At 48.3% G+C, this 26,030-nt stretch carries 26 protein-coding genes; 13 read left to right on the forward strand and 13 right to left on the reverse strand.

Translation table 11 applies throughout. The features are described from left to right. The first annotated feature begins 177 nt into the window (after positions 1 to 177). The 7 genes from asnB (at position 178) to ABY802_RS02135 (ending at position 6,374) form a co-directional block, all read left to right on the forward strand. The gene (gene asnB, locus ABY802_RS02105; RefSeq protein WP_372625352.1) at positions 178 to 1,842 is read left to right on the forward strand and encodes an asparagine synthase B; all 1,665 of its coding nucleotides are present in this window, start codon (positions 178 to 180) and stop codon (positions 1,840 to 1,842) included. 200 nt (positions 1,843 to 2,042) lie between these two features. Next, positions 2,043 to 3,206, forward strand: a complete 1,164-nt coding sequence (locus tag ABY802_RS02110) for a hypothetical protein (protein WP_372625353.1) — start codon at positions 2,043 to 2,045, stop codon at positions 3,204 to 3,206. A gap of 131 nt (positions 3,207 to 3,337) precedes the next feature. After that, complete coding sequence (locus ABY802_RS02115; RefSeq protein ID WP_372625354.1) at positions 3,338 to 3,619, forward strand: DnaJ family molecular chaperone; 282 nt, start codon at positions 3,338 to 3,340, stop codon at positions 3,617 to 3,619. Between the two features lie 62 nt (positions 3,620 to 3,681). Then, complete coding sequence (locus tag ABY802_RS02120; RefSeq protein WP_372625355.1) at positions 3,682 to 4,275, forward strand: hypothetical protein; 594 nt, start codon at positions 3,682 to 3,684, stop codon at positions 4,273 to 4,275. Continuing rightward, complete coding sequence (locus tag ABY802_RS02125) at positions 4,272 to 5,033, forward strand: hypothetical protein (RefSeq protein WP_372625356.1); 762 nt, start codon at positions 4,272 to 4,274, stop codon at positions 5,031 to 5,033. The genes ABY802_RS02120 and ABY802_RS02125 overlap by 4 nt, the downstream gene beginning before the upstream one ends. Before the next feature lie 45 nt (positions 5,034 to 5,078). Continuing rightward, positions 5,079 to 5,969, forward strand: coding sequence for a hypothetical protein (locus ABY802_RS02130; protein ID WP_372625357.1), 891 nt, complete (start codon positions 5,079 to 5,081; stop codon positions 5,967 to 5,969). 111 nt (positions 5,970 to 6,080) lie between these two features. Next, positions 6,081 to 6,374 (forward strand): DUF3297 family protein, encoded by a 294-nt coding sequence (locus ABY802_RS02135; protein WP_372625358.1) that lies wholly within the window; start codon positions 6,081 to 6,083, stop codon positions 6,372 to 6,374. A 15-nt stretch (positions 6,375 to 6,389) separates the two neighbouring features. Here the strand turns inward: ABY802_RS02135 and ABY802_RS02140 are convergent, their stop codons facing one another. The 4 genes from ABY802_RS02140 to ABY802_RS02155 form a co-directional block, all read right to left on the reverse strand. After that, positions 6,390 to 7,259, reverse strand: coding sequence for a bile acid:sodium symporter family protein (locus ABY802_RS02140; RefSeq protein WP_372625359.1), 870 nt, complete (start codon positions 7,257 to 7,259; stop codon positions 6,390 to 6,392). A 68-nt stretch (positions 7,260 to 7,327) separates the two neighbouring features. Further along, positions 7,328 to 8,368, reverse strand: coding sequence for a sulfite exporter TauE/SafE family protein (locus ABY802_RS02145; protein ID WP_372625360.1), 1,041 nt, complete (start codon positions 8,366 to 8,368; stop codon positions 7,328 to 7,330). A 46-nt stretch (positions 8,369 to 8,414) separates the two neighbouring features. Beyond that, positions 8,415 to 9,584 (reverse strand): VWA domain-containing protein, encoded by a 1,170-nt coding sequence (locus tag ABY802_RS02150; protein ID WP_372625361.1) that lies wholly within the window; start codon positions 9,582 to 9,584, stop codon positions 8,415 to 8,417. A gap of 161 nt (positions 9,585 to 9,745) precedes the next feature. After that, positions 9,746 to 10,591, reverse strand: coding sequence for an AAA family ATPase (locus ABY802_RS02155; RefSeq protein ID WP_372625362.1), 846 nt, complete (start codon positions 10,589 to 10,591; stop codon positions 9,746 to 9,748). A 125-nt stretch (positions 10,592 to 10,716) separates the two neighbouring features. Between ABY802_RS02155 and cysK the strand changes: the two genes are divergently transcribed. Next, entirely contained in the window at positions 10,717 to 11,691 is a 975-nt protein-coding gene (gene cysK, locus ABY802_RS02160) for a cysteine synthase A (RefSeq protein WP_290611657.1), read from the forward strand. 107 nt (positions 11,692 to 11,798) lie between these two features. Next, positions 11,799 to 12,245: a hypothetical protein gene (locus tag ABY802_RS02165; RefSeq protein WP_372625363.1), complete on the forward strand. Its 447-nt coding sequence runs from the start codon at positions 11,799 to 11,801 to the stop codon at positions 12,243 to 12,245. A gap of 38 nt (positions 12,246 to 12,283) precedes the next feature. Here the strand turns inward: ABY802_RS02165 and ABY802_RS02170 are convergent, their stop codons facing one another. Together ABY802_RS02170 and ggt are read right to left on the reverse strand one after the other, a co-directional pair. Further along, positions 12,284 to 13,027: an enoyl-CoA hydratase gene (locus tag ABY802_RS02170; protein WP_372625364.1), complete on the reverse strand. Its 744-nt coding sequence runs from the start codon at positions 13,025 to 13,027 to the stop codon at positions 12,284 to 12,286. Positions 13,028 to 13,071: 44 nt separating this feature from the next. Beyond that, the gene (ggt, locus tag ABY802_RS02175) at positions 13,072 to 14,823 is read right to left on the reverse strand and encodes a gamma-glutamyltransferase (protein WP_372625365.1); all 1,752 of its coding nucleotides are present in this window, start codon (positions 14,821 to 14,823) and stop codon (positions 13,072 to 13,074) included. 164 nt (positions 14,824 to 14,987) lie between these two features. Between ggt and rrtA the strand changes: the two genes are divergently transcribed. Further along, a complete protein-coding gene (gene rrtA, locus ABY802_RS02180; RefSeq protein ID WP_372625366.1) occupies positions 14,988 to 15,587 on the forward strand; it encodes a rhombosortase in 600 nt (199 codons plus the stop codon). A 42-nt stretch (positions 15,588 to 15,629) separates the two neighbouring features. Here the strand turns inward: rrtA and ABY802_RS02185 are convergent, their stop codons facing one another. After that, the gene (locus tag ABY802_RS02185) at positions 15,630 to 16,319 is read right to left on the reverse strand and encodes a gamma-glutamyl-gamma-aminobutyrate hydrolase family protein (protein ID WP_372625367.1); all 690 of its coding nucleotides are present in this window, start codon (positions 16,317 to 16,319) and stop codon (positions 15,630 to 15,632) included. Further along, positions 16,304 to 17,296, reverse strand: coding sequence for an amidoligase family protein (locus ABY802_RS02190; RefSeq protein WP_372625368.1), 993 nt, complete (start codon positions 17,294 to 17,296; stop codon positions 16,304 to 16,306). The genes ABY802_RS02185 and ABY802_RS02190 overlap by 16 nt, the downstream gene beginning before the upstream one ends. A 132-nt stretch (positions 17,297 to 17,428) precedes the next feature. Between ABY802_RS02190 and ABY802_RS02195 the strand changes: the two genes are divergently transcribed. Continuing rightward, on the forward strand, positions 17,429 to 18,652 hold the full coding sequence (locus tag ABY802_RS02195; RefSeq protein ID WP_372625369.1) for an MFS transporter: 1,224 nt from the start codon (positions 17,429 to 17,431) through the stop codon (positions 18,650 to 18,652). Between the two features lie 2 nt (positions 18,653 to 18,654). Here ABY802_RS02195 and ABY802_RS02200 read toward each other — a convergent pair whose 3' ends face one another. From ABY802_RS02200 to ABY802_RS02220, 5 genes are read right to left on the reverse strand one after another with little or no spacing between them, the layout of a single operon-like run. Continuing rightward, positions 18,655 to 19,347: an ElyC/SanA/YdcF family protein gene (locus ABY802_RS02200; protein ID WP_372625370.1), complete on the reverse strand. Its 693-nt coding sequence runs from the start codon at positions 19,345 to 19,347 to the stop codon at positions 18,655 to 18,657. Further along, entirely contained in the window at positions 19,331 to 20,653 is a 1,323-nt protein-coding gene (locus ABY802_RS02205; protein WP_372625371.1) for an O-antigen ligase family protein, read from the reverse strand. Before ABY802_RS02205 ends, ABY802_RS02200 begins: the two co-directional genes overlap by 17 nt. A 41-nt stretch (positions 20,654 to 20,694) precedes the next feature. After that, positions 20,695 to 21,597 carry a glycosyltransferase gene (locus ABY802_RS02210; protein WP_372625372.1) on the reverse strand — a complete coding sequence of 301 codons (903 nt, stop codon included), beginning with the start codon at positions 21,595 to 21,597 and terminating at the stop codon, positions 20,695 to 20,697. 13 nt (positions 21,598 to 21,610) lie between these two features. After that, positions 21,611 to 22,363, reverse strand: a complete 753-nt coding sequence (locus tag ABY802_RS02215; protein ID WP_372625373.1) for a WecB/TagA/CpsF family glycosyltransferase — start codon at positions 22,361 to 22,363, stop codon at positions 21,611 to 21,613. 3 nt (positions 22,364 to 22,366) lie between these two features. Then, positions 22,367 to 23,449: a glycosyltransferase family 4 protein gene (locus ABY802_RS02220; protein ID WP_372625374.1), complete on the reverse strand. Its 1,083-nt coding sequence runs from the start codon at positions 23,447 to 23,449 to the stop codon at positions 22,367 to 22,369. Between the two features lie 155 nt (positions 23,450 to 23,604). Between ABY802_RS02220 and wecA the strand changes: the two genes are divergently transcribed. Together wecA and ABY802_RS02230 are read left to right on the forward strand one after the other, a co-directional pair. Further along, positions 23,605 to 24,669 (forward strand): UDP-N-acetylglucosamine--undecaprenyl-phosphate N-acetylglucosaminephosphotransferase, encoded by a 1,065-nt coding sequence (gene wecA, locus ABY802_RS02225; RefSeq protein WP_372625375.1) that lies wholly within the window; start codon positions 23,605 to 23,607, stop codon positions 24,667 to 24,669. A 36-nt stretch (positions 24,670 to 24,705) separates the two neighbouring features. After that, positions 24,706 to 26,019, forward strand: a complete 1,314-nt coding sequence (locus tag ABY802_RS02230; RefSeq protein WP_372625376.1) for a flippase — start codon at positions 24,706 to 24,708, stop codon at positions 26,017 to 26,019. Positions 26,020 to 26,030: the final 11 nt, after the last annotated feature.

Consider the following 26,030-nt stretch of genomic DNA (forward strand, 5'->3'; position numbering starts at 1 on the left):
TTGCATAGCGTCTATTTTCTGTTGCTGGTGCTGAACGTTTTCAGCGCGAATTACTTAGCTAAAGCGCGAAAAAGCGCTTGCAATTTTATGCTGGCATGGCACATTCAGGTAGTACGTTTAGACGTACATACTGCCAAAACTTATGTGTTTATTCGAAATTAATTAATAGAGGTTATCATGTGTTCGATATTTGGGGTGCTTGACATCAGTACTGATGTTAAAGCGTTGCGCCAACAGGCGCTGCAGTTATCTAAATTATTACGTCATCGCGGTCCTGACTGGTCAGGTATTTGGAATGACGACAATGCCATTCTGGTGCACGAGCGTCTGGCAATTGTAGATACTGAAAATGGCGCCCAACCGCTTATTAATGATAATCGAAATCACATTCTGGCAGTGAACGGTGAGATCTACAATCATAAGCAACTCGAAAAGGAGCTTGCCAGCCCTTACCCTTTTAAAACCAAATCTGATTGTGAAGTTATTCTGCCGCTGTATTTAGAACATGGCGCTGATTTTCTGGATAAGTTGCACGGTATGTTCGCCTTTATTTTGTATGACGCCGAGCAAAGTCGCTATCTTATCGCCCGCGATCATATCGGTATTATCCCGCTGTATTACGGCTATGACGAAAACGGCCAGCTATTCGTAGCCTCTGAGCTTAAAGCGCTGGTGCCGGTCTGTAAGCAGATTAAAGAATTTCCGCCAGGCCATTATTTTGACAGCAAAATAGGCGAGCTTCGTAGCTATTACAGCCGCGACTGGCAAAGTTTTGATGCCGTTAAAGACAATCCGGCCAGCGAAACTGAATTAAAGGCGGCACTGGAGCACAGTGTTAAAACCCATCTGATGTCAGATGTGCCCTATGGCGTGTTGCTATCTGGTGGCCTTGATTCCTCATTAATTTCAGCTATTGCCCAGCAGTATGCCAAGCGCCGGGTAGAAGATAACGACCAGTCTGAGGCGTGGTGGCCCCGCTTACACTCCTTTGCAGTGGGTTTACCAGGCTCTCCGGATCTGGCCGCGGCCCAGAAAGTAGCCGATGCTATTGGTACTGTGCATCATACGGTGCATTTTACCGTGCAAGAGGCGCTCGACGCGCTACGGGACGTTATATATTTTCTGGAAACCTATGATGTCACCACTATTCGGGCTTCTACCCCGATGTATCTGATGGCCCGCAAAATTAAAGCTATGGGCATTAAAATGGTACTGTCGGGTGAGGGCGCCGATGAAATTTTCGGTGGCTATTTGTATTTTCATAAGGCGCCAGATGCCAAAGAGTTTCATGAAGAAACCTTACGCAAACTAAAGCGATTACATATGTTCGACTGCAACAGGGCTAACAAAGCCATGTCAGCCTGGGGTATTGAAGCCCGGGTGCCGTTTCTCGATAAAGAGTTTATGGACGTCGCCATGCGGTTAAACCCGCAGGCGAAAATGTGCGGCGGCGGTAAGATGGAGAAACATATTCTGCGACAAGCGTTTGATGGTTTGCTGCCAAAAGAGATTTTGTGGCGCCAGAAAGAGCAGTTCTCCGATGGCGTGGGCTATAACTGGATAGACAGCTTAAAAGCGCATGCCAGTAAAGAAGTCAGCGATCAGCAAATGGCCACTGCCAGCTTCCGCTTCCCGGTCAATACGCCCGATAGCAAAGAGGCCTACTACTACCGGGTGATTTTTGAGGAGCATTTCCCGCATGCCGGTGCTATTAGTTGTGTACCTGGTGGTAAATCGGTCGCATGCTCTACCCCGGAAGCATTAGCCTGGGATGCCAAAATGGCAGAAATGACCGATCCGTCCGGCCGGGCCGTGCGGGATGTTCACACTCAGGGTTACTAGTTTACCGGTTACATTGCTATAAACAAACCATTCGGCTAGTAAAACAGGTCACCTTGGCGTGACCTGTTTTTATTTATCAGCGCGATATATTCGAGACTGCAATTAACTGGCACAATATCGGCTAACATACGGATGATAATGAGTTATTTCATTTTGATCACTGACAACTTAACCACTATCAACTGTAAGGAGCTGACACTATGCACGTATCTACTTTGTTTATCGCAAGCGCGCTGACATTAGTTTTGAACAGTATAGGCGGCAGTGCTCTGGCCAATGAACTGCACTTGGGCGGCAAGTGGCTCCGTGATACAGAGGGGCAACGGCTGGTTGACCCGCAAAGCTCTGGCTTGACCCTGCGCCATAACGAACTTATTCATATTGGTGATAATAGTGCTGCCCTGCCCCAGCGTAATGTCTTGTTAAAAATTAATCCGACGACCGGCCAATTGAACTCCGCGCCCATTAATATCACGGTGGCTGAACCGCTAACTAAAGGCTGTTTTGGCAGCTTGTTAACTGCCTATCCGGACTGGGAGTCGTTAACCTGGGACCGGCAGGATGATACAACGCTGATCACCGTTACCGAAGACTCATCTGCTTATCAACTTAGCCCTGAGTGCGCCAGGCGCTATCAGGCAACCCATTCCACTCCATATCCGACATTGCTGGTTAAAATTAAAACCGATAAAGCCTTGAGCAAAGCAGAAATTGTTGCAGTGCGGCCGGTTCAGTTTCCAGAGCAGGCGAAGGTGGGCAATTTTGCCAATGATGGTATTGAAGGGCTGGCAATAGATAACAACGCTAATTTGTATCTGGCACTGGAAAAAAACCAGGCAAATGCGCCAATGATTTTTATGACACCCTATAACAAAGACTTCTGGCAACATCAGGAGTTTGTCGCCGTGCGCGACAGTGGTTTTGTGCTGCCGGTGCCTGATGCAGATAACCATCCTATTAATGGCCTGGATTACCTGCCACACCCGGATAGCACCCACCCGGGTTACCTTGTCGCAGCCGCGCGCAATGATGACGAAATATGGGTTATCGACATCAGCCAGCAGCAAGCTCCTTTTGTTCAGCAACTGCAATTTTATGCACCGAATCCGCCGGCCAGCCTCAGCAAAGCGCAAAGCGCCACTCACAACGCCGCAGATAATTCTTGTCCCGCTTATGAAAAGCTTGGCAATACCTCAATCGAAGGCGTAGCGGTAGCAGGAGATCAGGTATATCTGGTCAATGACCCATGGAAAAGTAAATACCCTGATAACATTCAATGCCAGGCCAACAGTCAGAATTATAAACAGTTTTCACCGCTACTTTTTCAATTAAACACCGACCCACGCTGGTTTATTCAACCCTGAACATGCCGCTAAGCAGCGCTAGGTACCATCGATACCTTCTGCTATCATTGCCGGCCAGGAAATGTGCTGTTGGTTTAGTTAATTCCGCCAGCTTAGGATACCGCTAAAATAACCGTGTTGCAGGATACGCTATGATTAACTACTTTCGCGTGCTTGGCATTAAAACCAATGCCAGCGATGACGATATTAAAAAAGCCTATAAACGTCTGTCTAATCGCTACCACCCTGATAAATTGCTGGGACAAAGCGATGAGGAGAAAGATCTGGCTGCAACTCAGCTGCAACGGATTAAGCAGGCCTATGAAGTGTTGTCAGATCCAAAATTAAAAAGCGCATTTATTAAAGACTTTAATAATGTCATTGTAACCGACCCTGCTGCCGCCATGCAGGAGCTATGGGATCACTACTACTGACAAACTGCTATTATTCTTACTATACGTATAAACTTCTTACTTAAACAGGTCGTCACCCCGCTATGGCTACAAAACTGAATTTAAAGCGCATTCGCGCCCTGCAAACCGATGCCAGAGAAAATATAGAATCCTATTTGGATCCTGAAACTCCGAAAGCACTGGAGCAATATACTGCGAAAATGAAAGCAGTGTTGCTGCGTGACCCACAGCTGCTGGAGTCCTTGCCTGAGTATCTGCCAGTTGCGTTATATGGCCGGGTTAAGTTTGTGCCCGCTGCCAAAGTGAAATGGCAGCAATGGTTAAGCACCGGCACCGCGCCGGGCTGGGATGAATTCAAAACCTCTGCTGCATTTAACAATGCTGATATTGAGTTGGTAAAAGCGATTCGTGCTTTTTCTGAGCCGCTGCTGATTGAAAGCTGCGCCGTGCTGTTTTTAATGGAGCATGGTGATGCTGGTGTCAGTAGTGCCGGCATTAGCCGTACAACAGATCCTGTTGCGGACGATACTGATGACAATAGTAGCGGGCAGTCTGACGATGATTTTACGGATAACAGTTATGGTAGTGATGACTATGACGACGATGATGATTCTGACGAGCCCGGTTATGACAATCAGTACGACGACATTCGCTTTAACAGAGAGAAACCTGAATGACTAATTTAATTGAAATTGCGGTTGCCGAAATTAAAGAGTTGGCCGTTATTGAGCCGAAACAGGCCAGCAAAAAATTTGAATTAATTGCCAATACCATGAGCGATGAGCAACTGGTCGAGGTGATTGAAAACATTGATATCGTCACTCTTACCCAAATGAACAGTCAACACGATATTTCATTTCCATCCATTATCTCCGAGCTGATGAGCCCGGAGCGGATCCGCGATATCGTCTGCCAGCAGCCGTTATACTGGGAAGAAAAAATTAAAAATAATGCTGAAGAGCTGCAGCAACATACTTTTGATTTTTTAACCTATCTTATCCGTACTCAGGATAGCGAAGAGAAACAAGCTGAAATTCTAGAGTGTGTGGCAGATGATCCTGCCGGCTTGTTTTATTTATCGATCCCTTTTATTGAGTTGTACCGGGGTGAAGCCATTACAGATGATGATGGTCTGCACGATATGCTGCATGACGAAGAAGAAGATCTGGAAGAAGCAGTACGCTACACCGAACGCCAGATGAATGAAGATGCGCATGGTCTTGGGATTGACGATCCTCGCAGCTTGCTGGCGCTTATTCGCCAGCTGGCGCCCCGGGTAGAACAAGCCATTAAAGCGCTTATTCGTAATGAAAACTCAGGCTGGGAAGGCATTATTAATAAATTTGCCACCGAGCTGGTGATGCAAGCAAAAGAGAAAAACCACGCGAAAGATGAGTTTGCTGAAGTGGACGATATGTTCAGCTTTTTAGACTAACGGTTATTTTACCGGCCCTAAGGGGCCGGCCAGCAGAGAAAACCCATGCAGTTAATGTTACGTGACGGCAGTACAGGGCCGTTTTTAAGCCAGGTTATCAGTAGTGCACTGGCAAGCGAGCAACTTAACACGGCTCAGTTGCAGCAAATTAAAGGCAAAGCGGTGCTGATGAGCCTGAAGTTTGCTGATAAGTTTTATAATAAATATAAAATGCATCTGCTTGAACAAGCCGCACATGATGTTATTGGAATAGTAAGCCTGGGCTTGCTGGAGCTGTCAGACAACGATAAGCAACGTGCTCTGACCCTGCTGCTGGCGCCTGAAGGTCTGGTAAAACCGTTTCAAAAAGGCTGGAGTATGCTAAACACCGTGAGCAGAAGCAGCAGCAAGTCATTATATGGTGACGTGGACGAGCAGCTACTGCAGCAAGTATCCAGCCCACCCGATGCAGAAGACTGGAGTGGCTGGCAGCATTATCAGCAAGCCTTAACTGAACACCGGCGCAACCAGAGTATGCAGCTTCTGCAACAGCAATTTTACGCCCGCAGCCATTTTGATGAGTTTGAGCATTTCAGCTTAGAAGAAGTATTAGCTGAAGTGGTATTTTACCGGGCCCTGACCGGCGGTGATAAAGTACGCCAGGATTTAAAAAAACGACTGCTGAACATTACCTTACAAAAACACTGGTTTAACGACGCTTTTTTTGCACTGCAAACCGAAGCCACCCTGGCCGAATTGCCGGCAGCAAATGCAGATGCCATTCGCGCCGATTTAGGCCAGCATTTTGTGCCGGCACTGGCTCGCACCTTAAACTTTGCCAAGGATTATCAGGCCCTTGCAAAAAAAGACGCGTCACCCGAAAAACTGGATGCGTTTGAAGGTAAACAAGGTCTGACCAATCCACTACTGGGCTGGCCGCAATATCTGGAATTATAAACAACCCTGCCAGCTAAAATGGCTTTAGGGTGTAATTTGTGCTCACCGCACTTGAGCACTTTGTCAGCTTTGCCTACAATGGCGCACTTTAATTTTGTGAAGACTAACGCTATGACTGATACCACAACTAACAATACTGCACCCGCTGCTACAGTAACTGATGAACAGGCAACCCAACCACAACTGCCTGATCAGCTGTCGGTGAACCCGCGCAGTCCGCATTACCATGCAGATGTTTTTAAACATGATGTCGGTATCAGACTAAACGGCAAAGAGCGCTTTGATGTGGAAGAGTATTGCATCAGCGAAGGTTGGGTAAAAGTCGCGGCGGGTAAAGCGGTAGACCGTCGTGGCCAACCACTATTAATGAAGGTAAAAGGCAAGGTTGAAGCCTTCTATCGTTAATTACGCCTTCTGTTATTAATGGTTGTCAGGGCTGTTGCGGCGCCTTGCCCAAAGCGCAAACACAGAGGCGCTACCAAACATAAACAGGCTATACACGCTCGGCGCTATGGACATGGCCGAGCTTTGTAAAATGCCGGTGGTAATAAGTAGCGCCAACGTACCATTTTGTAAACCCACTTCCAGACATATCGTCCGCGCCTGACGCTCCTGCTGCAACAGCCACTTACCGAGTAAATAGCCCAGTAACATGGTGACAAGATTCAGCGTTAGCGCAGCCGGACCGGCTTTAGCAATAAAGCGCCACAGATCATCACCTAAATCAACTGATATGCTGATAATTAAAAACAACAACACAATGATAGCGAAGCGGCTAATTACCGGTTCTGCGCCCTTGGCAAAAGCCGGCCATTTCGCCCGCACTGCCATCCCCACCAACACCGGAAATACGCTGACTATTATTAGGGTAAGCCAGGTTTTAACTACCGGTAATGGCAAGCTGGCGTTGGCAGCGCCGTAAAAACCAATTGCCCAAACTGCTAGCAGCGGAATAGTAAAAGGCGTAATAAAACCTACCACAGCCGTTAATGATACGGATAAGCCAACATCGGCCCGACTTAAATAACTGTAAAGGTTTGACGTGGTACCGCCGGGGCAAAGCGCTAAGATAAATAAGCCTATTGCCAGTTCTGCCTGCAAGTTAAATAGCGCTATCACCGCTATTGCGGTCAGGGGTAGCACCAATAATTGCGCCAACGAGCCAATAATAAACCCTTTTGGGGCAGCAAAAACCCGGCGAAAATCAGCCGGGCGCAGACTCATACCAACGCCTGTCATAATCAGGATAAGTGCCAGCGGCAATCCAATCTGGGTTAAGCTGTTAAACATCAGAGTTCCTGTTATGGAAATTAACTAAAGGCAAATTGCACAATAGCCGAATCGTTGCATCCTGCAAGCTATCCTTGGTCAGCAAGCACTTTTTCTCGGGCTTTGGCGACTTTCTCACCCACCAGTATCGCACCCCAACGGCGCAGCAACTCAAAGCCTGCCAGACAAGCCAGTACGGCCAGGCCTGCCAGTAACATTCCCGTCAGGCCAAGCCGCTGCTGCTCTGCGTACAAGGTCCAGACAAACTGTCCGACACACAATGTTGCCACCACTAACAGCGTGGGTTTACGACCAATTATCGCCACAATAAAGACTCCAAGCGGTGCACCTATTGCTACTACCGGTGCTGCGGCCAGCCAGTTTTCAAACACGCCCGGGGCCAGGCCTTGCCCAGAAACGGTTTTAACCACTACCCCCAATACCGAAGTGAACGCCATAATCACCACCGAAGTAGGAATAGCGATTTTCAGATCGGCACGGCATAACAGCACCAGCGCAGTGTAAAGCACCATATCAATGCCAACACCCGTAACGGCGGCCACAGTAGCGCCCGCCAGCAAACCTATCCAGAGGCCCAGCTTAAAGTCCCATTTTTCATCAAAGTCGGTTATACCACTGTGGCCAGCAATTTCGTTTAAACGACATAAATGCAGTAAGCCGAAGCTGGCCCATACCACCGCAAACAGCAGTTTAATCCACAGCTCAGGCACGTAAGGTGCAATAAAAAAAATACCAAAAGGGGTGCCGAACAATGCTCCCAGCATCGCGCCATTCAGCGTGGCCCAGGCCAGCGGCTGACGTCTGGCCAGAATAAATATCGCAGCACTGGTCATGCCTATAGACTGAATGGCAAAGCTGAAATCACGCCCCAGACTGGCCGGCAACTCAAACAATAATACCAACACCGGAAAGCCGACAGTACCGCCGCCCATAGGGGTCGAGCCTGCTGCATAGCTGCCAAATGTCATTGCAACGGCCATTGGCCAATGCGCGACAGCAGTAGACCAGTGACCTAACCCGGCAACAAGGTATAACCAGACAGCGTAGAAACCTGCCAGCCATAACAACCAAATCCATAACCGGCTTTTCAGAGGCCGCTGCAATGTCATGCTGTTTATCCTTGTTAGTTACTTCGCTGCCAGGTTATATCGTGCATCATAACAGTGTTTTAATGGCGCTGCTCAGGCCGTCCAGAGTCAATGGAAACATTCGTTTTGTCATTATCTGGCTGATCTGGTCAATAGAAAAGTAGTGTTGCCACCACTGCTGTGGTTGCGGATTCAGCCATACTGCCTTCGGGTATTGACCAAGCAAGCGTTGCAGCCAGACTTTGCCGGGTAACGCATTAAAATGCTCGACACTGCCCCCAGGATACTCAATTTCATATGGGCCCATAGTAGCATCGCCGACAAAAATCAGTTTATAGTCGCTGCCATAGGTATGAATAATATCGTCTACCTTTATCTGCTCGGTGTAACGTCTTTTATTGTCGCGCCACACGCCCTCATAAACACAGTTATGAAAGTAGAAAAACTCCAGATGTTTAAATTCTGTTTTTACCGCAGCAAACAGCTTCTGGCATTGCTCAATATGGTCATCCATTGAACCGCCAACGTCAAAAAAGACCAGCAGCTTTATCGCATTATGCCGCTCACGAACAAAGCGCAAGTCCAGCCAACCCGCCTGCTCCGACGTTGCCTGTATGGTGCCCTGCAAATCCAGCTCGGTCTCGCTGCCAGTTCGAGCAAATTTACGCAGCTGCTTTAATGCCAGTTTAATACTGCGGTTATTTAATTCGCTGTCCGTGTCTAAATCTTTAAACTCGCGCTTGTCCCACACTTTCACTGCGCGGCGCTGGCCACTGCCCTGCTGGCCAATGCGTACCCCCTCGGGGTTGAAACCGTAAGCGCCAAAGGGTGACGTGCCGCCGGTGCCAATCCACTTATTACCACCGGCATGCTTTTTTTGCTGCTCGGCTAAGCGTTCGCGTAAGGTTTCCAGCAGTTTATCCAGGCCACCTAACGCTTGCAGTTTCGCTTTATCTTCATCGCTTAACTGACGCAGCACTTCAGGCACCAACCACTCAGGCGGAATACTGGCGGCAATATCTACCTCGGCCACACCGCTAAAATAATCAGCGAAAGCGCGGTCAAACTTGTCATACTGTGTTTCATCCTTCACCAGACATAAGCGGGATAACTGATAAAACGCCTCGGTATCGGCAAAGATCACCTGCTGCTTTAAGGCATTGAGTAAATCCAGCAGCTCGGTAATACTGGTCTTTAAGCCGTATTTACGCAGCGTGAAAAAGAAATCAATTAACATATTAGTTGCCCCGGTAGCAGGGTGAGACTGGAAACTCGTTTTGGTCGGCGCAGAGTGTCTGAGCGAAGGCGCCAGCCGCAGCGAGTTGCTGCGACGAGCCAAAAGGAGTATTGCAGTCGACCCCGGCGAACTAAATACCACACGCATGCCACGAACATGCGTTAGCGTCCTTGCCGCTTCGCTAAAAACGCCAGCTTTTCTACCAGAGCGACATCCTGCTCATTTTTCAGCAAAGCACCAAACATTGGCATCAGCCCGCCTTTTTGCTGTTTATCCGTTAACACACTGGCCGGAATATCCTCAGCTAACAATAGCTTTAACCAGTCTAACAACTCAGAGGTAGAAGGCTTTTTCTTTAATCCCGGTAACTCGCGAAGCTCAAAAAATATTTCCAGCGCAGTGCTTAGCAATTGCTGTTGAATATCAGGGTAATGCACCGCCACAATCGAGCGCAGCGTTTGGGCATCAGGAAACCGAATATAGTGGAAAAAGCAGCGGCGCAAAAACGCGTCTGGCAGCTCTTTTTCATTGTTCGAAGTAATAATCACAATTGGCCGCTCGGTGGCGCGTATGTGTTCACCCGTTTCATGGACATAAAACGCCATCTGGTCCAGCTCGTGCAGTAAATCGTTTGGAAACTCGATATCTGCCTTGTCGATTTCATCAATCAGCAACACCGGTCGCTTAGTGGCGGTAAACGCCTGCCATAATTTGCCAGGACGAATATAGTTGCTGATATCCTGCACCTTGTCGCTACCTAGTTGGCTATCTCGTAGCCGCGATACGGCATCATACTCGTACAAGCCATGCTGTGCTTTGGTCGTGGACTTGATATGCCACTGAATAAGGTCAGTATTAAGACTCTGCGCCAGCTCTTCTGCCAGCCGCGTTTTACCGGTGCCCGGCTCGCCTTTTATCAGTAATGGTTTCTGCAGCGTCACCGCAGCGTTGACCGCCAGGCCAAGCTCGGTCGATACGATATAATTGTCAGTACTTTCAAAGGCCATCTTCATCCTCTTGCGGTAAAATTTTCAGCTAAAGTGAAATGATATAAGTTATAGCCAAACGCTACTTCATCTTTTATGCTGCTGGCGTATTCTTAGCAGCATTATTATTGTAATTGGAGCTTTTTATGGCAAACGTATTTGCAGACCACTCATTGTCTATCGGCCGCACCCCTCTGGTCAAATTAAACCGGACCATTACCGGCGGTGCTAATGTCTATGCGAAGATTGAATCACGTAACCCCAGCTTCAGTGTTAAATGTCGCCTGGGCTCTGCACTTATCTGGGATGCTGAAAAGCGTGGTGTACTGACGGCCGACAAAGAAATTATTGAGCCAACCTCAGGTAACACTGGTATTGCGCTGGCATTTGTTGCCGCCAGCCGTGGTTATAAACTCACCCTGACAATGCCTGCCACCATGAGCCTGGAACGGCGTAAGCTGTTAAAAGCGCTTGGTGCTAACTTAGTGCTGACAGAAGGCCCTAAAGGCATGAAAGGCGCTATCGAAAAGGCTCATGAAATTCTGGCATCTGATCCAAACCGTTATGTGTTGCTACAGCAGTTTGAAAATCCGGCCAATCCGCAAATTCACGTTGATACCACTGGTCCGGAAATCTTTAACGACTTAGACGGTAAAGTTGATATTTTTATCGCGGGCGTCGGCACCGGCGGCACCATCACCGGCGTCAGCCGCTATTTAAAAGAAGTGAAGAAAATGCCGGTGCACATTGTTGCGGTAGAGCCGACAGAGTCTCCGGTAATCAGCCAGGCCAAAGCTGGCGAAGAAATTAAGCCCGGACCGCATAAAATTCAGGGTATTGGCGCCGGTTTTATCCCGGGCAACCTCGATTTATCACTAATTGATGAAGTAGAAACGGTAAGCAGCGAAGACGCTTTTGCCGCCACCCACCGTCTGATGAAAGAAGAAGGCATTCTGGCTGGCATATCATCTGGCGCCGCATTAATTGCCGCACAGCGTCAGGCTGCCAAACCAGAAAATGCCGGTAAAAATATCGTGGTTATTCTGGCCAGTGCTGCCGAGCGTTACTTGTCCAGCCCGTTGTTTGCTAACATTTTTACTGAACAAGAACTTCAGCCTTAAGCTCAAGTCAGCTGCAATACAGGCCGCTCAATGCGGCCTTTTCTATTTACAGCGGCTGAAAAAAATTCCACACTGCTCCCATAATGTGTCTCTGAGGTTAGCCGCTGATGAAAATGATACTGCCATTACTCCTTAGCGCTGCGCTGCTGTGTGCTTGTAACGAAAAACCAAAAAGCAATGCACATTGGGGTACTCCTGAGCACATTGCTACCGAATTTTTCCATGCGCTTTACAATGAAAAAGATTTGGAAAAAGCCAAAAGCCTCAGTACTGATGAATTCGCGGCTCTGTTAGATTCCTACGTAACACCGCGCCAGGTTGGCCGAACATTGATGAATATGTCGTACGACACGGTCACGATCGAAGTAAACCGTAGTGGGCAGAATCTGCGCCAGCAATATGATGACAACGCAGATATTACTCTGGTATTCAGTGGTGAGCGCGATGGCAAAAAGGTTGATAACCTTCGCACGGTCAGTATGGTGAAAAAAAGTGGAAAGTGGCTGGTAACTGAAGTCCAAGCCGACCCTTTTAGCAGCACCGCAACCTACTGAGCCACACCAGGCAACAGGGCTGCGATGTCTTTGCCGTTTTATGTTTTTGTGAAAAACCCCTGCAGTTGCTGCTGACATGCGTCACTTTTCAGCAAGTCGCCAAAAACCTCAAGCTCAGCAGCGATAACCTTATCGGCTTTACGTTTTATTTTGCCGCGAAGTAACGCTTTGCTCTGTTGTACCGCCTCAGCAGGTAACCTGGCCAGTTGCAGGGCTTTTTCCGCAGCAAAGGTCAGTAGCGCTGCGCTATCTACTTGCTGGTTTACCAGTCCCATGGCCACAGCCTGCTCTGTGTCAAATGCCTCCCCTAACAACAGATATTGGGCTGCGCGCTGATAGCCAACCAGCTGGGGTAACAACAAGCTTGATGCCGCCTCCGGACACAATCCTAACTGACTAAATGGCATTTGAAAGCGACACCCAGGTGCAGCATACACCAGGTCACAGTGCAATAAAGCCGTCGTGCCAATACCTATCGCCAGACCGGCTACTGCGGCCACTATTGGCTTGGTGAAGGCATTAAGCTGGTATAAAAACGCGACGGTAGGATGATCGGCATTAAGCTCACCGGCCTTTAGGAAATCCTTTAGGTCATTGCCACTGGAAAAACAGCTATCCGAACCTTGCAATACAACGACTTTAACCGATGGATCCCGGCTGGCCTTCTGCAGCGCTTCAGTCAGCTGGTTATACATTGCCAGGCTAAGCGCATTCTTTTTGTCCGGCCGCTGCAGGCTTAGCGTTAGCACACCAGCATCATTCTGCGTTATCTGTACACTCATAATTTTGCTCTTATTCTGTTTTGCTACTTATTAAATCAGTGACATTAAAAGCCAGCCGCAGTGCCTTCCCGTCTTGGATCAGCAGCCCCTTGCAGCTCTTCGGCCGTAATTTCAATGGCATGAATACCCGAATTAAGATCCTGCACTTTAACCTGATAACCCATCGCCTGCAGAGCTGGTGCTAATGCTGCCAGCGGCGTGCCCGCTTCTAACGCAAGATAATCATTACGATGAGTAAAGCGCGGTAAATTCACTGCCTGCTCCAAATCCATTTGCCAATCAAGCACGGCCACCAAGTTTTGCGCAACATAATTAATAATTCTGCTGCCCCCGGGTGAACCGGTTAATAATTTCAGATTGTTGTCGTGATCAAACACCATCATTGGTGCCATAGAACTGCGCGGACGTTTATTGCCCTGCACCCGATTCGCGACTAATTTGCCATCAATTTCGGCCTGTAAACTAAAGTCAGTCAGTTGATTGTTAAGTAAATAACCATTTACCATCAAGCCTGAGCCGAATACATTTTCAATACTGGTGGTCATGCTGACTGCGTTACCATATTGATCCACCACAGATAAATGACTGGTATTTTCAAACTCGATTGCCTGGGCATCAGCCAGAGGCAATGCTCCGTCCGGCTGGCCAGCGGCGGCAGTTTCCATATTCTGATCTGGGCTAATCAGGGTTGCCCTACGGGTTAAATAAGCCGGATCCAGCATACCGGCAACCGGTACCGGACTAAAATCGGTATCGGCCAGATAGCGCTCTCTGTCGGCAAATGCCAGGCGGGCTGCCTGGCTGATTAAATGAACCGCGCGGACAGAACCGGCGGGCACCTTATCCATCTCAAAAGCTGACAATATACCCAGTATTTGCATTACAGCAATGCCACCTGAACTTGGTGGTGCCATACCGCACACCTGAAACTCGCGGTACGGTTGGCATAACACCTCTCGCTCTATTGCCTGATAATTGGCTAAGTCCTGTAGGGATAATTGTCCGGGGTTGATCTCTGCGCCACGCACCGTGGCAACCAGTGCCTGAGCATTTTCGCCCTGATAAAACGCACTGACGCCCTTTGCAGCAATTGCTCTGAGTAATTTGCCGTAGGCGGGGTTGGTGATCTGCTGATCGGCCAACAACGGTTGGCCATTGGGATAAAAATAATCTTTAGCCGGTGCCAGGTTTCTGACGCCGACATTCCACCCCATTTTAAGGTGTTTGGCCATGCGCGGCGTTACATTAAAGCCTTGCTCCGCGGCCTCAATAGCATCGGTAAACAATACTGACCAGGGCAGCCGACCATACTGCTGATGGGCTTGCTCCAGCGCTTTTAGGACCCCGGGCACCCCAACCGACTTACCGCCCACATAGGCACTTCGCCAGTCCAGTGTGTTGCCATCAACGGTAAATAAGCTCTCATCAGCCAGGGCTGGAGCGGATTCACGGCCATCGAAGCTGGTTAAGCGCTGGCCGTTTTTTTGCCAATGTAAAATAAAGGCACCACCGCCAATGCCAGAGCTTTGCGGCTCTACCAAGCCCAACATTAACTGCGTGGCTATAGCGGCATCAATTGCGCTGCCCCCTTTGGCCAGTACACGCGTACCAGCTGCAACCGCTAAAGGATGTGCAGCGGCGACCATCGCCTGCTTAGTGCGGATTAATTGCTGCTTTGTTAAACCGGTGGCGGCTTCAGGCTCGCGGGTTTCCTGCTGCACTGGCACTGTTGCTGCTGTACATTCGCTGACCAGCAGCAGAGTAAAACTTGTCAACAACAGATAAAACGATCTCATATTTTTTTCCCATTAAATGCCGCATTACACCCTAACCAGAAGCGTGCAGCAGATCAAGCGTGTTCAACGGCTTATCAAGGCGTTCAGCGAAATACAACTTGATATCGCGGACAAATTAGTTTTGGATAGCGCTATTCTTACCCCTACTTTTATTTCAGGCGAGCATGCAGCCATTATTTAACGCTAAAGCAGGTTTCGGCCCTTTTTATCTCTTGTTATCACTGGCTATTCTGGCTTTTATGTTACCAGAATCTGTGCAACAGATATTTGCCTACCAAAAAGCAAATGTGGCCAGTGGCGAAGCCTGGCGCTTAATCAGCGGCCATTTGCTCCATTCCAACCTGTACCACCTGTTGTTAAATGGCGGTGGCTTGCTGGTCATTATGTTGTTGCATGCCGGTTATCAGCGCCAATTAGCGTTATTCTGGCAGTTGCTGTTTAACGCAGTGCTGATAAGTAGCCTGATGTTTTGGTTTCAACCCGATATTCAACGCTACGTTGGATTATCCGGAGTATTGCATGGCTTGTTGTTTTTCGGGGCTTTGCTGGACATAAAAACCGGCAAAACCGGCGGAGTGCTGCTTACCTTGGGCATTCTGGCTAAAATTATTTATGAACAATTCCAGGGGCCGGATCCGCAGTTAGGTCAGTTAATCAGTGCCACCGTGGCCATTGATGCCCACTTATATGGTGTTATTGGCGGCGCGTTATTATTTAGTTTTGTGATGATAAACGCTAAGCTGCGTAAACAGCCCATTGCCTGAACGACATCAGCTGCAGCTTGTGCCACGCGCCAGCAGCGAGCATCAACTGTCAGTATCCGCCAGACGGCGCCGGGCCTGGCTAACCACGGCTTTAAATAAATGGCGTTGGCGGCGAATAAAAATTAAGAACTCCGGATGCCACTGCACTCCCATCACAAACTGGCGTGATGGGTCCTCCACCGCCTGGACAATATTATCCAGATCACGACCAACAATCTGCAAGCCCTTGCCAAGCTTAGCAATGGCCTGATTATGTAAACTGTTTATCCGGGCTTTGCGACACTTAAAAATCTTATATAAAGCAGAATCGGTCTCTACCAGACACAACGTTTTAAGCGGTAACACGGTCCAGCGCTGCGAGGTATGCTGGCGCTGATCAGTTAATTGCTGAAACAAACCACCTCCCCGGCTGACGTTTAATAACTGTGCACCGCGACAAATTCCCAGTAGCGGCAATTGCTCGGCTTCTGCTTTCTTTATTACTGCCATTTCCAGCTCGTCCCGCGCCGGGTCGTACTTTGGTTGTACTTCTGCCTCAGCGGCATACAAAACCGGATCAACATCGTGACCACCGGTAATGACCACACCATCAAACTGCTTAGCTGAGAGCTTACTTGATGGCTTTAATTGCAGCGGTGTCCCGCCGTACCACCTGACCGCAATGGCAACAAGTGTTCTTGGTCCGAATGCGCCGCGCTCAGGACCAGTTATCGCAATTACAGGTTTAGCCATTGCTGCTCTACCTCGCTTACCCAGGACTTCTTTGAACTGCCAGTCTTTACCAGGTAGTGCTGGTAAGCTGCCATGCACTGTTGCAAACGTTTCTGATCATATGCCAGCATTTCAACCTGAGCCCAGCCATCCCACGCACGTTGCAAGCTCCAGTCAGCCTGATGAATTTCACAGCTGGGTAACCGGTAGTGGAAAGCAGGCCTTGGTTTAATTAACTTGTTCGTGGTTACCGCCCTGACTCGTGCTTTATCAAGGTGTATAAACAGTGGTAAACAATCCAGAGCCCGGTTACGGCTCGGATTATCGATAAGGTAATCATCAATCAGTTGGGCCATACTGGGCTGATAATTTCTATCAAGAATTTTCTGTTGATACGCTGCTGGGTAAGGCTCAATATAAGACGTAAGGTTACGAATAAAATCAATATTTTCACGTTGCCTTAGCCATGGCTGCAAACAGACAAAAGCCTGAATAATACGCAATAACAGATTTTCGTCTGCCGCTGGGATCTCTGGGTTAAGTTGCAAACCAAAAGCATAACGTAACGACTCAGACGAACCTTTTGCACCCGCGTTACGCAATTTGGTAATAAGCTCAGCCACAATATCAAGCTGTGCAAACGGCAATGGCGGCGTGACTAATTCCACCGGCACTAATTGTTTGGCCACGGCGGCCAGCAGCGATTCAAACGACTCCTGCATATTGTCTGTTATCGAGTCAGCATCAAACTTTTGCTCACCCATTTTAGCTAATAACTGAAAATCGAGCTCAACCAGCCAATCACCTGCCGGATCGCCGCTAAGTTTGTAACGATAGCGACCGCTCTCTTCTGAGCTGAGCGATAAATGTTTAGCAACCAACTGCTGCACATCTTGCAACTCCAGGCCACTGAATTCTATTTCAATCCCAAAGCGTCTGGGCTTTTCACGATGGCTGGTTTGCCACGGTAACGTTTTAAAAGCAGTTTTACTGGACAAATTCACCTCGTACCTAGTCACTGAAAAATAGCCTAAAGTACCGGCCTGACCTTGTCAATCAACTGGCTTAATGCGGCAATAGCACACGCTTTAGGTTAAACTAGTCACTTTCGTCATCAGGAAAGAATTGTTTTGAAGACTATTTTGCAATCTAGCTGGCCACTATTTCTTGGCGTCGCCATTGTCGGCATGACGACAGGCTTGCAAAACACCCTGCTCTCGCTGCGCGCTGAACTGGAGGGCTTCGCCAGTGTCAATATTGGCCTGATGCTGGCCGGGTATTTTATCGGCTTTTTACTGGGGTCAATCCGGGCTCCGAAAATGATTATGCGGGTTGGTCATATCCGGGCCTTTGCCGCTCTGGCGTCAATGGCCTCTATCAGCATTTTGCTGCATGCAATCTGGGTCAATACCTACGCCTGGTTTTTTCTGCGGCTATTATCAGGCTTTTGTTTCTCTGCTATTTTTGTGATTGCCGAAAGCTGGGTAAATGATAAAGCAGACAATCAGAACCGCGGCACACTGCTGTCTTTATATGTGTCGATGTTATTCGGCGGTATTGGCCTGGGTCAGTTTTTGATCACAGTTGGCGACCCACGGGATTTTATTCAGTTCAGTCTGGTGTCAGTGTTAATAAGTGCCGCTGTCATACCGCTGTTGATTACCAAAACGCCGGCCCCGACGTTTCAGCAAGCTGAAAAAATGCCGGTTCGTCAGCTATTGAAAATGGTCCCCCTTGGCGTGCTGGGCTGCTTTATTTTGCAGTTTGGTTATGCGTCAATGTTTGGATTTGGCCCGGTCTATTTTTCAAGGTTGGGTTTACCGTTATTTAATATTGCCAGCCTGATGGCCATATTTATCTTCGGTTGTCTGTGTATGCAATTTCAATTGGGTAAGTTGTCTGATCGTTTTGACCGCAAACTGATTATGACGGTGTGTGGGTTTGGTGCCAGTACGGTCGCAGTTTGGTTGGCGCAGTTAACTGCCGCTAGCGGATGGCAGCTGTATCTGGCCTGTTATATTTTTGGTGCGTTATTTTTACCGCTGTATTCTATGGCAATTGCCCATACTAATGATCACCTGGCAAAACGACAGATGGTTGCAGCCAGCAGTGTGCTTATCCGGGCCAATGGCTTAGGTGCTATTGGCGGTTTAATGCTATCCGGATTGCTGCTTGATCAGTTTGGCAGCGCCGTATTCTTTTACTTTATCGGCTTGCTACCCGCTGTTGTCGCCTTAATGGCGTTTTATCATTATTGCTTTAGGCGCCATACCAGTCAGCGGCCTCATTCTAACGCGGTGTCGCCAACTCAGGTCACCCAAACCATGATTAACAATGCCCTGAATGATGATTAAAACTACCATATCCCGACGCTTACGCTAACACGCCAGACAAGGTAACTGGCATACTCCGCAATCAGTTTGCTATATAAATCGTAGTTACTGAGGTTAACGGTAAACATGCAATTCAGATGGCAATTAAGCGGTCGGAAAGTTTGGCTGCTTACCGTCGATAAACCGGCATTTAACTGATGATACTGGATCAGTTTAGTTACCCGCCAACCATGATAGTCGCTGGTAACCACTTGTAGTCGTTGTTGCTTGCCAAGCCTTTTACTTAACTGGCTAAACTCCTGATAAGTGTTATCGCCGGCATCTATACAATCTATGGCCAGAGGCTGGGATTGCTGGCTAAGCAGGTAATCCTGATAAGGCTGGCAATGGCGGGTAGTGATAATCACCGCTGCCGTCTGCCCGCCCAGGCTTTGTCCCAGCCGGTCCAGCCTGGCTATGGCACAAGCTGGCAGTGTCTCGGCCGAGCCGCCGCATCCCAACACCACATAGGTACTGTTGCTTTGTGCCAGACTGCTGCCGCCGATCTGGCCCGCATAGTGGCTTCGTACCATATTGGCAAAATAAGTATTGCCCGCCAGATAAAATCCCAGCAATAAAAACCACAAACCTTTTTTGCGATAAAAAACGCACGCAATTAACAAACCGTACAGGAAAATATTTTGTGGATATAAAAAAGGTTCAAGTAAGTCTTTCATCTGGCCCTCGTACAACCTTTGGCGTGGTGCTGGCTAACGGTGATAAAAGAAGCTGATTGCATACCGCGGCATTTAGCAACGCCCAGGGTAGCCACAGCATGCCCGACGTCAGAATATGGCCGGCAAACATCGCAACGCCAAGTAATAACACGTTAATAAACAACACCGTTGCGGCTAATGGGTGGTCAGACAAGCGGCGACAGCAAGCATACATAAAGTGGCCGAATGTCAGGCAAAAAATCAGCGCTCCGGCAATACCATAAAATATCATCAGATCAAACAGGTCAATTTCAATAAAATATTTTTTCAGCAGGACACTTACGCCCGCCAAACCTACCCCAAAAAATCGGTGTAGGGCGGTATAATGCTGTTCTGTCTGTTGCCAGATCACTGATAAATACAAATCCCGGGACGACAATACAATACCTGCTACGCCGCGTTGCTGGTAAGCATAAGCCAGTTTGTCATACAACCCAGCCGCGCGCAGCAAAGGCTCTGCGTACCACACCAGTAACAGCGCGGCGCTTAACAACAGCAGCAGAGCGCTGAGGACTTTTTTATAATGTTGCCGCCAGAACCCGGGGCGCGCACTCAGTAAAGGGATAAACGTTACCAACAGCACGCTACCGAACAACCCGGTTTTCGTCAGCAGCAATATAGCACTGGCTATGGTTAGCAGGCTTACGGCAACAAAGCAGGCTTTGTGTCGCGGCCAGCTGCGCCATAACAACCAGCCACTGACCACCAATAGCACAGCCGCTAACTCATTGGTTGAGTAAAAAAAGCCTTTTACCCCTAAAAAGGACTGCGCAACATTATCCATAGGTTGATAAGCGGTATCACCAAAACCGGCCAATCCCAGGGCCAGGTTCAGTTGAATAACCAGAAAGCTCAGTAACATCAGCCGGTCTGTCATCACCGTAAACTCAGCAGGATACCGGGCACAAAATTGCTGGTAAAAACGAAACGCTAATAACGGTGCCAGGGCCTTTAACAACACTGGAAGTTCGCTACCAGCAAACCCTGCCAGCCCCCTGCTCTGCAGCGCAGGCAATGTAAGATAACTGTATCCAGGGCCGATCAGCGCTAATAACAGCAGCCCCATCAACAGCAGTAAGGTTTTGTCGCGCCAGAGGATCAATTGCCAGACCAGTAAAGTCAGCAACAGCGCTTTATAAAACAGTGACCACGGCAACACCAGCGGCAACGATTGCAGAGCACCACTGATGCTGTCCACCAGTAAAAACCAGGGCGCCAGATAAAACAATAACATCGCCGGCCAGCTTTTCGCTGCCAATTTAGGCATAGGAAGGGCCGATGCTGAGCCAGGTAAGTGCAGTTGCAGCATTACTTTCTGAATAACCCGGCAAGCCCCTTACTAAACAACCGAATACGCAAACTGCTGAGACGGGCCATTTTTTGCTTAAGATAATATCTCCACTTTAATTTTGGCAAACCGAAGCGGCACTGGCGCAGCAACTCCAGTAAACTCAGGGGTTGTTTTTCCATCATCAGCCGGTAAAACATCTGGTTTTGTAAATTGCGTTCACTCATCAGAGCGCGGTGTTTGGCAACAAACTGCTTATGGGCATCTAACCGTTTTGGTGAATTCGTGATCCGGCCAAGTTCATGGCCCACATTCACTTTATAACTGGCATCGCTGATGCGCCGCGCCGGTCCATACTGTGCAACCACTCTGACCCACATATCATAATCCTGAAACGCGGCCAGGCTTTCATCAAACCCTTGCAATTGCAGCATTCTGTCTCTTGCTACCAGCGCCTGATTCGATAAGGTATGTAAATCAAGCAAACTGCGCAGCGTCACCACCTCATCTTTGGCAAATAAGGTTTTCTGCACACTACCATAATCCCAGATATAACCGGAACTTACACAGCTGTACTGGGCATCATACGCCTGATACAAGCTGCTAAGGCGATGAGGTAAAAACTCGTCGTCATCGTCAATACCGGTAACAAACTCACCCATAGCGTTTAAAATAGCCAGGTTACGGGCGGCACAGGCTCCCTTGCCCTCTTTTTGCAGAAAAAAGCGCACTCTGTCGTCATTGCCATATTTATTGGTCAGCGTAACCCAGGTGTCATCTTTAGAAGCATCATCGACTACCAGTAGTTCAAAGTTGGGATAATCTTGTGCCAGCACCGAATCAATGGCCCGAATAGCCATTTTCGCCCGGTTATACGTCGGCATATAGACACTAATTAACGGCCAGTCTTGTTTAGCGCTCATTTTTGTCATCCTGTTACACCTTGCCTGTCCAATACCACCACAGATAACGCATTAAGCCGAGTTGCCGGCCTATTCTACTTGGTTGCAATACCAACCGATAAGCCCATTCCAGATTCAGTTTACACCACAGTGCCGGCGCCCGTTTTACATTGCCGGTATAAACATCATAGGTACCACCCACTCCCATATAAAAACAATCAGGATGTGCCTGCTGCAGCCGCTGGATCAGCAGTTCTTGCCTTGGCGAGCCCATAGCAACAGTAATGATCCGCGGATCGCATTGTTTAATCTGGGCAATAAGGGCAGCTTCATCTTTAAAATAACCATCAACCGCCCCCACCACTAAGGTGCCCCCGGCAATAAGTTTGTCATGGGTCTGGGCTAAAACCTGTGGTTTAGCGCCAATAATAAATACCGGCACCTGATACTGCGCCGCACGAACCATCAGCGCTTGCCATAATTCACAGCCTGGTATCCGCGCGACATGACGTTTCAGGCGTCGGCGCATGGCTTTCACTACGCCAATACCATCGGCATAGCGTATATCTGCCGCCTCAATCACGTCACGAAGTGAGGTGTTATCACTGGCAGTTAGCACCTTTTCCGGATTTACCGCAATGGCAGAACCTGCAAAAACAGCCCCGCTGGCGGGCACAATATACTCTAGCAGCACTGTCATATCGTTAAAGGCCGCCACCTCGATAACACCAATTTTCACCTGCTCTGGCATCGCTTGTTGCCTTGCTGTTTGCATCATATCTGGCATAGCTCACACTTTGGGATAAAGACAAATTAGTTTTGATACCACATCACTGACCAAGCACTGCTCTGCCCAGGCTCTGGCCTCGAGCTGCATGTGTTGATAACCCGCAGCAGGTAATTGCCACAGCTGCTCCAGTGCAGCCAATAAACCGGCCAGTACCTGTTGCTCAGTTTGGCTGTTGCTATTGCTTTCGCTATGCTGTGCGACCAGATAACCATTTACGCCCTGTTGGATCTGAGCCGCAGCACCGTCAGTATACGTGGCAACTACCGGGGTATGGCAAGCCATCGCTTCTGCCATAACCAGTCCAAATGACTCATGCCGCGACACGCTGATAAAACAGCGGGCTTTCCGGTATAAACCCGCCAGTTCGCTCGCCGTTTGCGGCCCCAGTATGCTGACGTTAGGAAATGGCGCAGCAGCCTGCTGTAGTTTAGACAACCAGGGGCCAGCTCCGGCTATAACAATCTTTTTAGTGGTTAATGCCGGTAATAACCCGATTAAACGATCAATACCTTTGTTAAAATCAAGGCTGCCAACATACAGTAAGTCAATAGTTTTGCTGGCCAGTTCGAGCGGTGTTTCTCTGGCAAAACTGTCTGCGATGCCTGCTGATAGCACAGTACTGGGCGAACACGGTAAGCTAAAGCGGTTTTTCAGCGCCTCACTGGTAAAAATCCAATGCTGCACTTTATCAGCACACCAACGATACCAGAATCCTGGGGACTGATATTTATAAATATCGCTGCCATGGCAGGTCACGATAATTTTTGCCTTGGGGTTGCGAAACAACCGGTATAACAGCGCCAGCCAAATCGTTGGATAGAAAAAATGCACATGGACCACCGAGTAGGTGCGTCTGCTAAGAATGAACCGCCAGATAAAATCAAGTAAAAATACCGGATATTTCAGTAACCGGTTCAGCCTTGAGTCAGCATGCCAGCGCATAAAATGATAGCCAGGATTAATTGCGTCCAGGCCGGTAACTTGCGCTGTTACAAACTGGCCCTGAAATGGCGCTGACGGTTTCGGGCCCATGTTGGTAATAATTAATACGCTGGGTTCGCTACGTAACGTTTTACTGTCCAAAAGCCACTATTCCTGACTACAATAGGCACAAGGCCATTAAAAATACTTAGTTTATAGCTAATTAGCTTAAACAAACCAGTTTTGTATACACTTAACCCAGATTATAAACCGATTTCAGCTGACGACAGGCTGAATAACGTCAATGCGGAACATAAATGCCGATAGCTGACTTAACGTTAATTTTAATCCTGGCGATGATAACCAGTCTACTGGCAATCATTTTCTTAAGACCGCTGGCGGCGAAAGTGGGGTTGCTGGATATCCCACATGGCCGTAAGCAGCATACTGGCGCAGTGCCGTTGATTGGTGGTCTGGCAATCTATATTACGCTAATGCTGGTGTTAAGCAGTCAGCTGTCAGAAGACCCTATGCTCGGCTACTATCTGGCGTGTTCAGCAGTCATTGTCATCCTTGGTGCATTTGATGATGCTTTAGATTTAAGTGTTAAATTACGTCTTGTCGTGCAACTTGCCGTTGGCCTGGCAATGATATACAGCCTGGAGCTGCATATTAGTAATTTAGGTAATCTGTTTGGCTTTGGTACAGTCGAGTTAGGCATACTGGGTATTCCTGTGACATTAATTGCAGTGATTGCGGCAATTAATGCCTTTAACATGACCGACGGCATAGACGGTTTAGCTGGCTTATTAAGCATGATTAGTTTTAGCAGCGTAGCGGTATTTATGTTGCTGTGGGGCCAGGCCAGCCAGGCCGTATTGCCTCTGGTATTTATTGCCGCCTTACTCCCTTATCTGGCATTTAACCTGGGCTGGGTTAAACAAAAAAAAATATTTATGGGCGATGCCGGCAGTATGCTCATAGGGTTGTCGGTGATTTGGTTGTTGCTGATCAGCACCCAAAGCGAAACCGCCAGCTTCCGGCCAGTCACTGCCCTGTGGTTAATTGCGATACCCTTAATGGATATGGTGGCAATAATGCTACGCCGCATGTTAAAAGGTCAGTCGCCATTTTTAGCTGACCGTGAGCATCTGCATCATATCTCGTTGCGGCTTGGCCTTAATTCCCGCGAATCATTAATTCTGATCTCGGCACTGGCCTCGGTGTTTGCCTGCATCGGTATTATTGGTGAATACTTGCTGGTACCCGAACCGGTAATGTTAGCCCTGTTTTTCCTGGTGTTTGCCTTGTATATCGGCCTGATGCAAAATATCTGGCGCATTATTTCAGCCATTCGCCACAACTTAGCCAATCGGCGCTAGTCTTGATTTTCACTAATCGTTTTATATGAGCGTACTATGCTAAAAAAAATCTTAGTTGCCAGAGCAACAGCGATGTTGGGAGACCGTCTGGTTAAATTAGTCGCTGCAGCGGTATTAACCATTTTTGTCGCCCGAGTGCTGGGTGCCAGTGAGCTAGGTATTTTCTCTATTGTGATGGCGTGGAGCACTTTTTTGGTCCCCTTAACCAGCATGGGGCTCAACAATAATGTGGTGCGGCGCATCGTCCAGCAGCAAACCAGTCAGCAAGCAATGACCCTGCTATACAGTGCGGTAACCGTGCGTTTAGCGCTGGGCTTACTTGGTGGCAGCCTGATGCTACTGGGCTTTTATTTACTGTATCCGGATATGCTTAGCGGCAATAAGGGTATTGCAATACCAGTATTATTTTTACTGCAAAGTTTTTTTGGTTTATTGTTATTTGAGTTTTACCTTAACTATCAAGGTACATTTCGAAGCACTGCTTATACTAAAACCGTTATTACACTTGTTAGCTTTGTCGCAAAACTGGCGTTGCTTTACAGCGGCTTTGGCATTGCCAGTCTGATCCTAATCACCGGCATCGAGTTTATGTTGGTAGGCCTCGGACAATATTTGTTATACCGCTACAAACAACAACCTTTTATACCCGGTGAAGCGCCCTGGCCTGCATATCACCCACGCTGGTTTAACGCAGAGCAAATAAAACCGTTATTAAAGCGCTCCAGCTGGCTTTGGGTATCGGGTATTGTAGCGGTGGTTTATCTTAAAATTGACATTGTAATGCTCGGCGCGATGGCGGGCAGCGAACAGGCCGGGATCTACGCAGCAGCCAGCCGCTTGTCAGAGCTTTGGTATGTCTTTCCGGCAACATTAGCCACCCGCTATTATCCAGACATGTTAAAAAGCTATCACCATGGTTTAACGGTTTATTATTTAAAATTACGCCGGTTTGGTTTGCTGTTCTTCAGTGCAGCATTTTGTATTGCACTGGCTATGACACTGGCCGCACCCTGGTTAATCACAATGTTGTTCGGTGAGGGCTTTACCGCGGCTATTGAAGTACTGCGGATCCATATCTGGGCCGGATGCTTTATTTTTGTGCGCTACCTGATTAGCCAGCATTTAATTATTACCGAACAGGAACCCTTATCGCTGGCAAGCCATAGCATGGGTGCCCTGCTAAATATCGGGCTTAACCTGTGGTTGATCCCAACCATGGGAATTGTAGGAGCCGCCTGGGCTACCTTGATCTCCTATGCGTTTGCCTCGTTTTTTTTCTTATTCTTCTTCGCTAGTACCCGTGCACAGCTTTGGCAGCTAATAACCGCACGGCATGCTGGTCAACGTTAAAAGGGTTTTAT

The sequence above is a fragment of the Arsukibacterium sp. genome (assembly GCF_041616895.1).
Lineage (GTDB): Bacteria > Pseudomonadota > Gammaproteobacteria > Enterobacterales > Alteromonadaceae > Alishewanella.

What these genes read in the sequence shown, in the direction of transcription:
- wecA (WP_372625375.1), top strand. Translation starts at nt 23,605, where the DNA reads ATGCCGATAGCTGACTTAACGTTAATTTTAATCCTGGCGATGATAACC.
- ABY802_RS02115 (WP_372625354.1), top strand. Translation starts at nt 3,338, where the DNA reads ATGATTAACTACTTTCGCGTGCTTGGCATTAAAACCAATGCCAGCGAT.
- ABY802_RS02170 (WP_372625364.1), bottom strand. Translation starts at nt 13,027, where the DNA reads ATGAGTGTACAGATAACGCAGAATGATGCTGGTGTGCTAACGCTAAGC.
- ABY802_RS02120 (WP_372625355.1), top strand. Translation starts at nt 3,682, where the DNA reads ATGGCTACAAAACTGAATTTAAAGCGCATTCGCGCCCTGCAAACCGAT.
- ABY802_RS02185 (WP_372625367.1), bottom strand. Translation starts at nt 16,319, where the DNA reads ATGGCTAAACCTGTAATTGCGATAACTGGTCCTGAGCGCGGCGCATTC.
- ABY802_RS02125 (WP_372625356.1), top strand. Translation starts at nt 4,272, where the DNA reads ATGACTAATTTAATTGAAATTGCGGTTGCCGAAATTAAAGAGTTGGCC.
- ABY802_RS02145 (WP_372625360.1), bottom strand. Translation starts at nt 8,368, where the DNA reads ATGACATTGCAGCGGCCTCTGAAAAGCCGGTTATGGATTTGGTTGTTA.
- ABY802_RS02140 (WP_372625359.1), bottom strand. Translation starts at nt 7,259, where the DNA reads ATGTTTAACAGCTTAACCCAGATTGGATTGCCGCTGGCACTTATCCTG.
- ABY802_RS02130 (WP_372625357.1), top strand. Translation starts at nt 5,079, where the DNA reads ATGCAGTTAATGTTACGTGACGGCAGTACAGGGCCGTTTTTAAGCCAG.
- ABY802_RS02150 (WP_372625361.1), bottom strand. Translation starts at nt 9,584, where the DNA reads ATGTTAATTGATTTCTTTTTCACGCTGCGTAAATACGGCTTAAAGACC.
- rrtA (WP_372625366.1), top strand. Translation starts at nt 14,988, where the DNA reads ATGCAGCCATTATTTAACGCTAAAGCAGGTTTCGGCCCTTTTTATCTC.
- ABY802_RS02135 (WP_372625358.1), top strand. Translation starts at nt 6,081, where the DNA reads ATGACTGATACCACAACTAACAATACTGCACCCGCTGCTACAGTAACT.
- ABY802_RS02200 (WP_372625370.1), bottom strand. Translation starts at nt 19,347, where the DNA reads ATGAAAGACTTACTTGAACCTTTTTTATATCCACAAAATATTTTCCTG.
- ABY802_RS02155 (WP_372625362.1), bottom strand. Translation starts at nt 10,591, where the DNA reads ATGGCCTTTGAAAGTACTGACAATTATATCGTATCGACCGAGCTTGGC.
- ABY802_RS02165 (WP_372625363.1), top strand. Translation starts at nt 11,799, where the DNA reads ATGAAAATGATACTGCCATTACTCCTTAGCGCTGCGCTGCTGTGTGCT.
- ABY802_RS02210 (WP_372625372.1), bottom strand. Translation starts at nt 21,597, where the DNA reads ATGAGCGCTAAACAAGACTGGCCGTTAATTAGTGTCTATATGCCGACG.
- ABY802_RS02215 (WP_372625373.1), bottom strand. Translation starts at nt 22,363, where the DNA reads ATGCCAGATATGATGCAAACAGCAAGGCAACAAGCGATGCCAGAGCAG.
- asnB (WP_372625352.1), top strand. Translation starts at nt 178, where the DNA reads ATGTGTTCGATATTTGGGGTGCTTGACATCAGTACTGATGTTAAAGCG.
- ABY802_RS02230 (WP_372625376.1), top strand. Translation starts at nt 24,706, where the DNA reads ATGCTAAAAAAAATCTTAGTTGCCAGAGCAACAGCGATGTTGGGAGAC.
- ABY802_RS02205 (WP_372625371.1), bottom strand. Translation starts at nt 20,653, where the DNA reads ATGCCTAAATTGGCAGCGAAAAGCTGGCCGGCGATGTTATTGTTTTAT.
- ABY802_RS02110 (WP_372625353.1), top strand. Translation starts at nt 2,043, where the DNA reads ATGCACGTATCTACTTTGTTTATCGCAAGCGCGCTGACATTAGTTTTG.
- ggt (WP_372625365.1), bottom strand. Translation starts at nt 14,823, where the DNA reads ATGAGATCGTTTTATCTGTTGTTGACAAGTTTTACTCTGCTGCTGGTC.
- cysK (WP_290611657.1), top strand. Translation starts at nt 10,717, where the DNA reads ATGGCAAACGTATTTGCAGACCACTCATTGTCTATCGGCCGCACCCCT.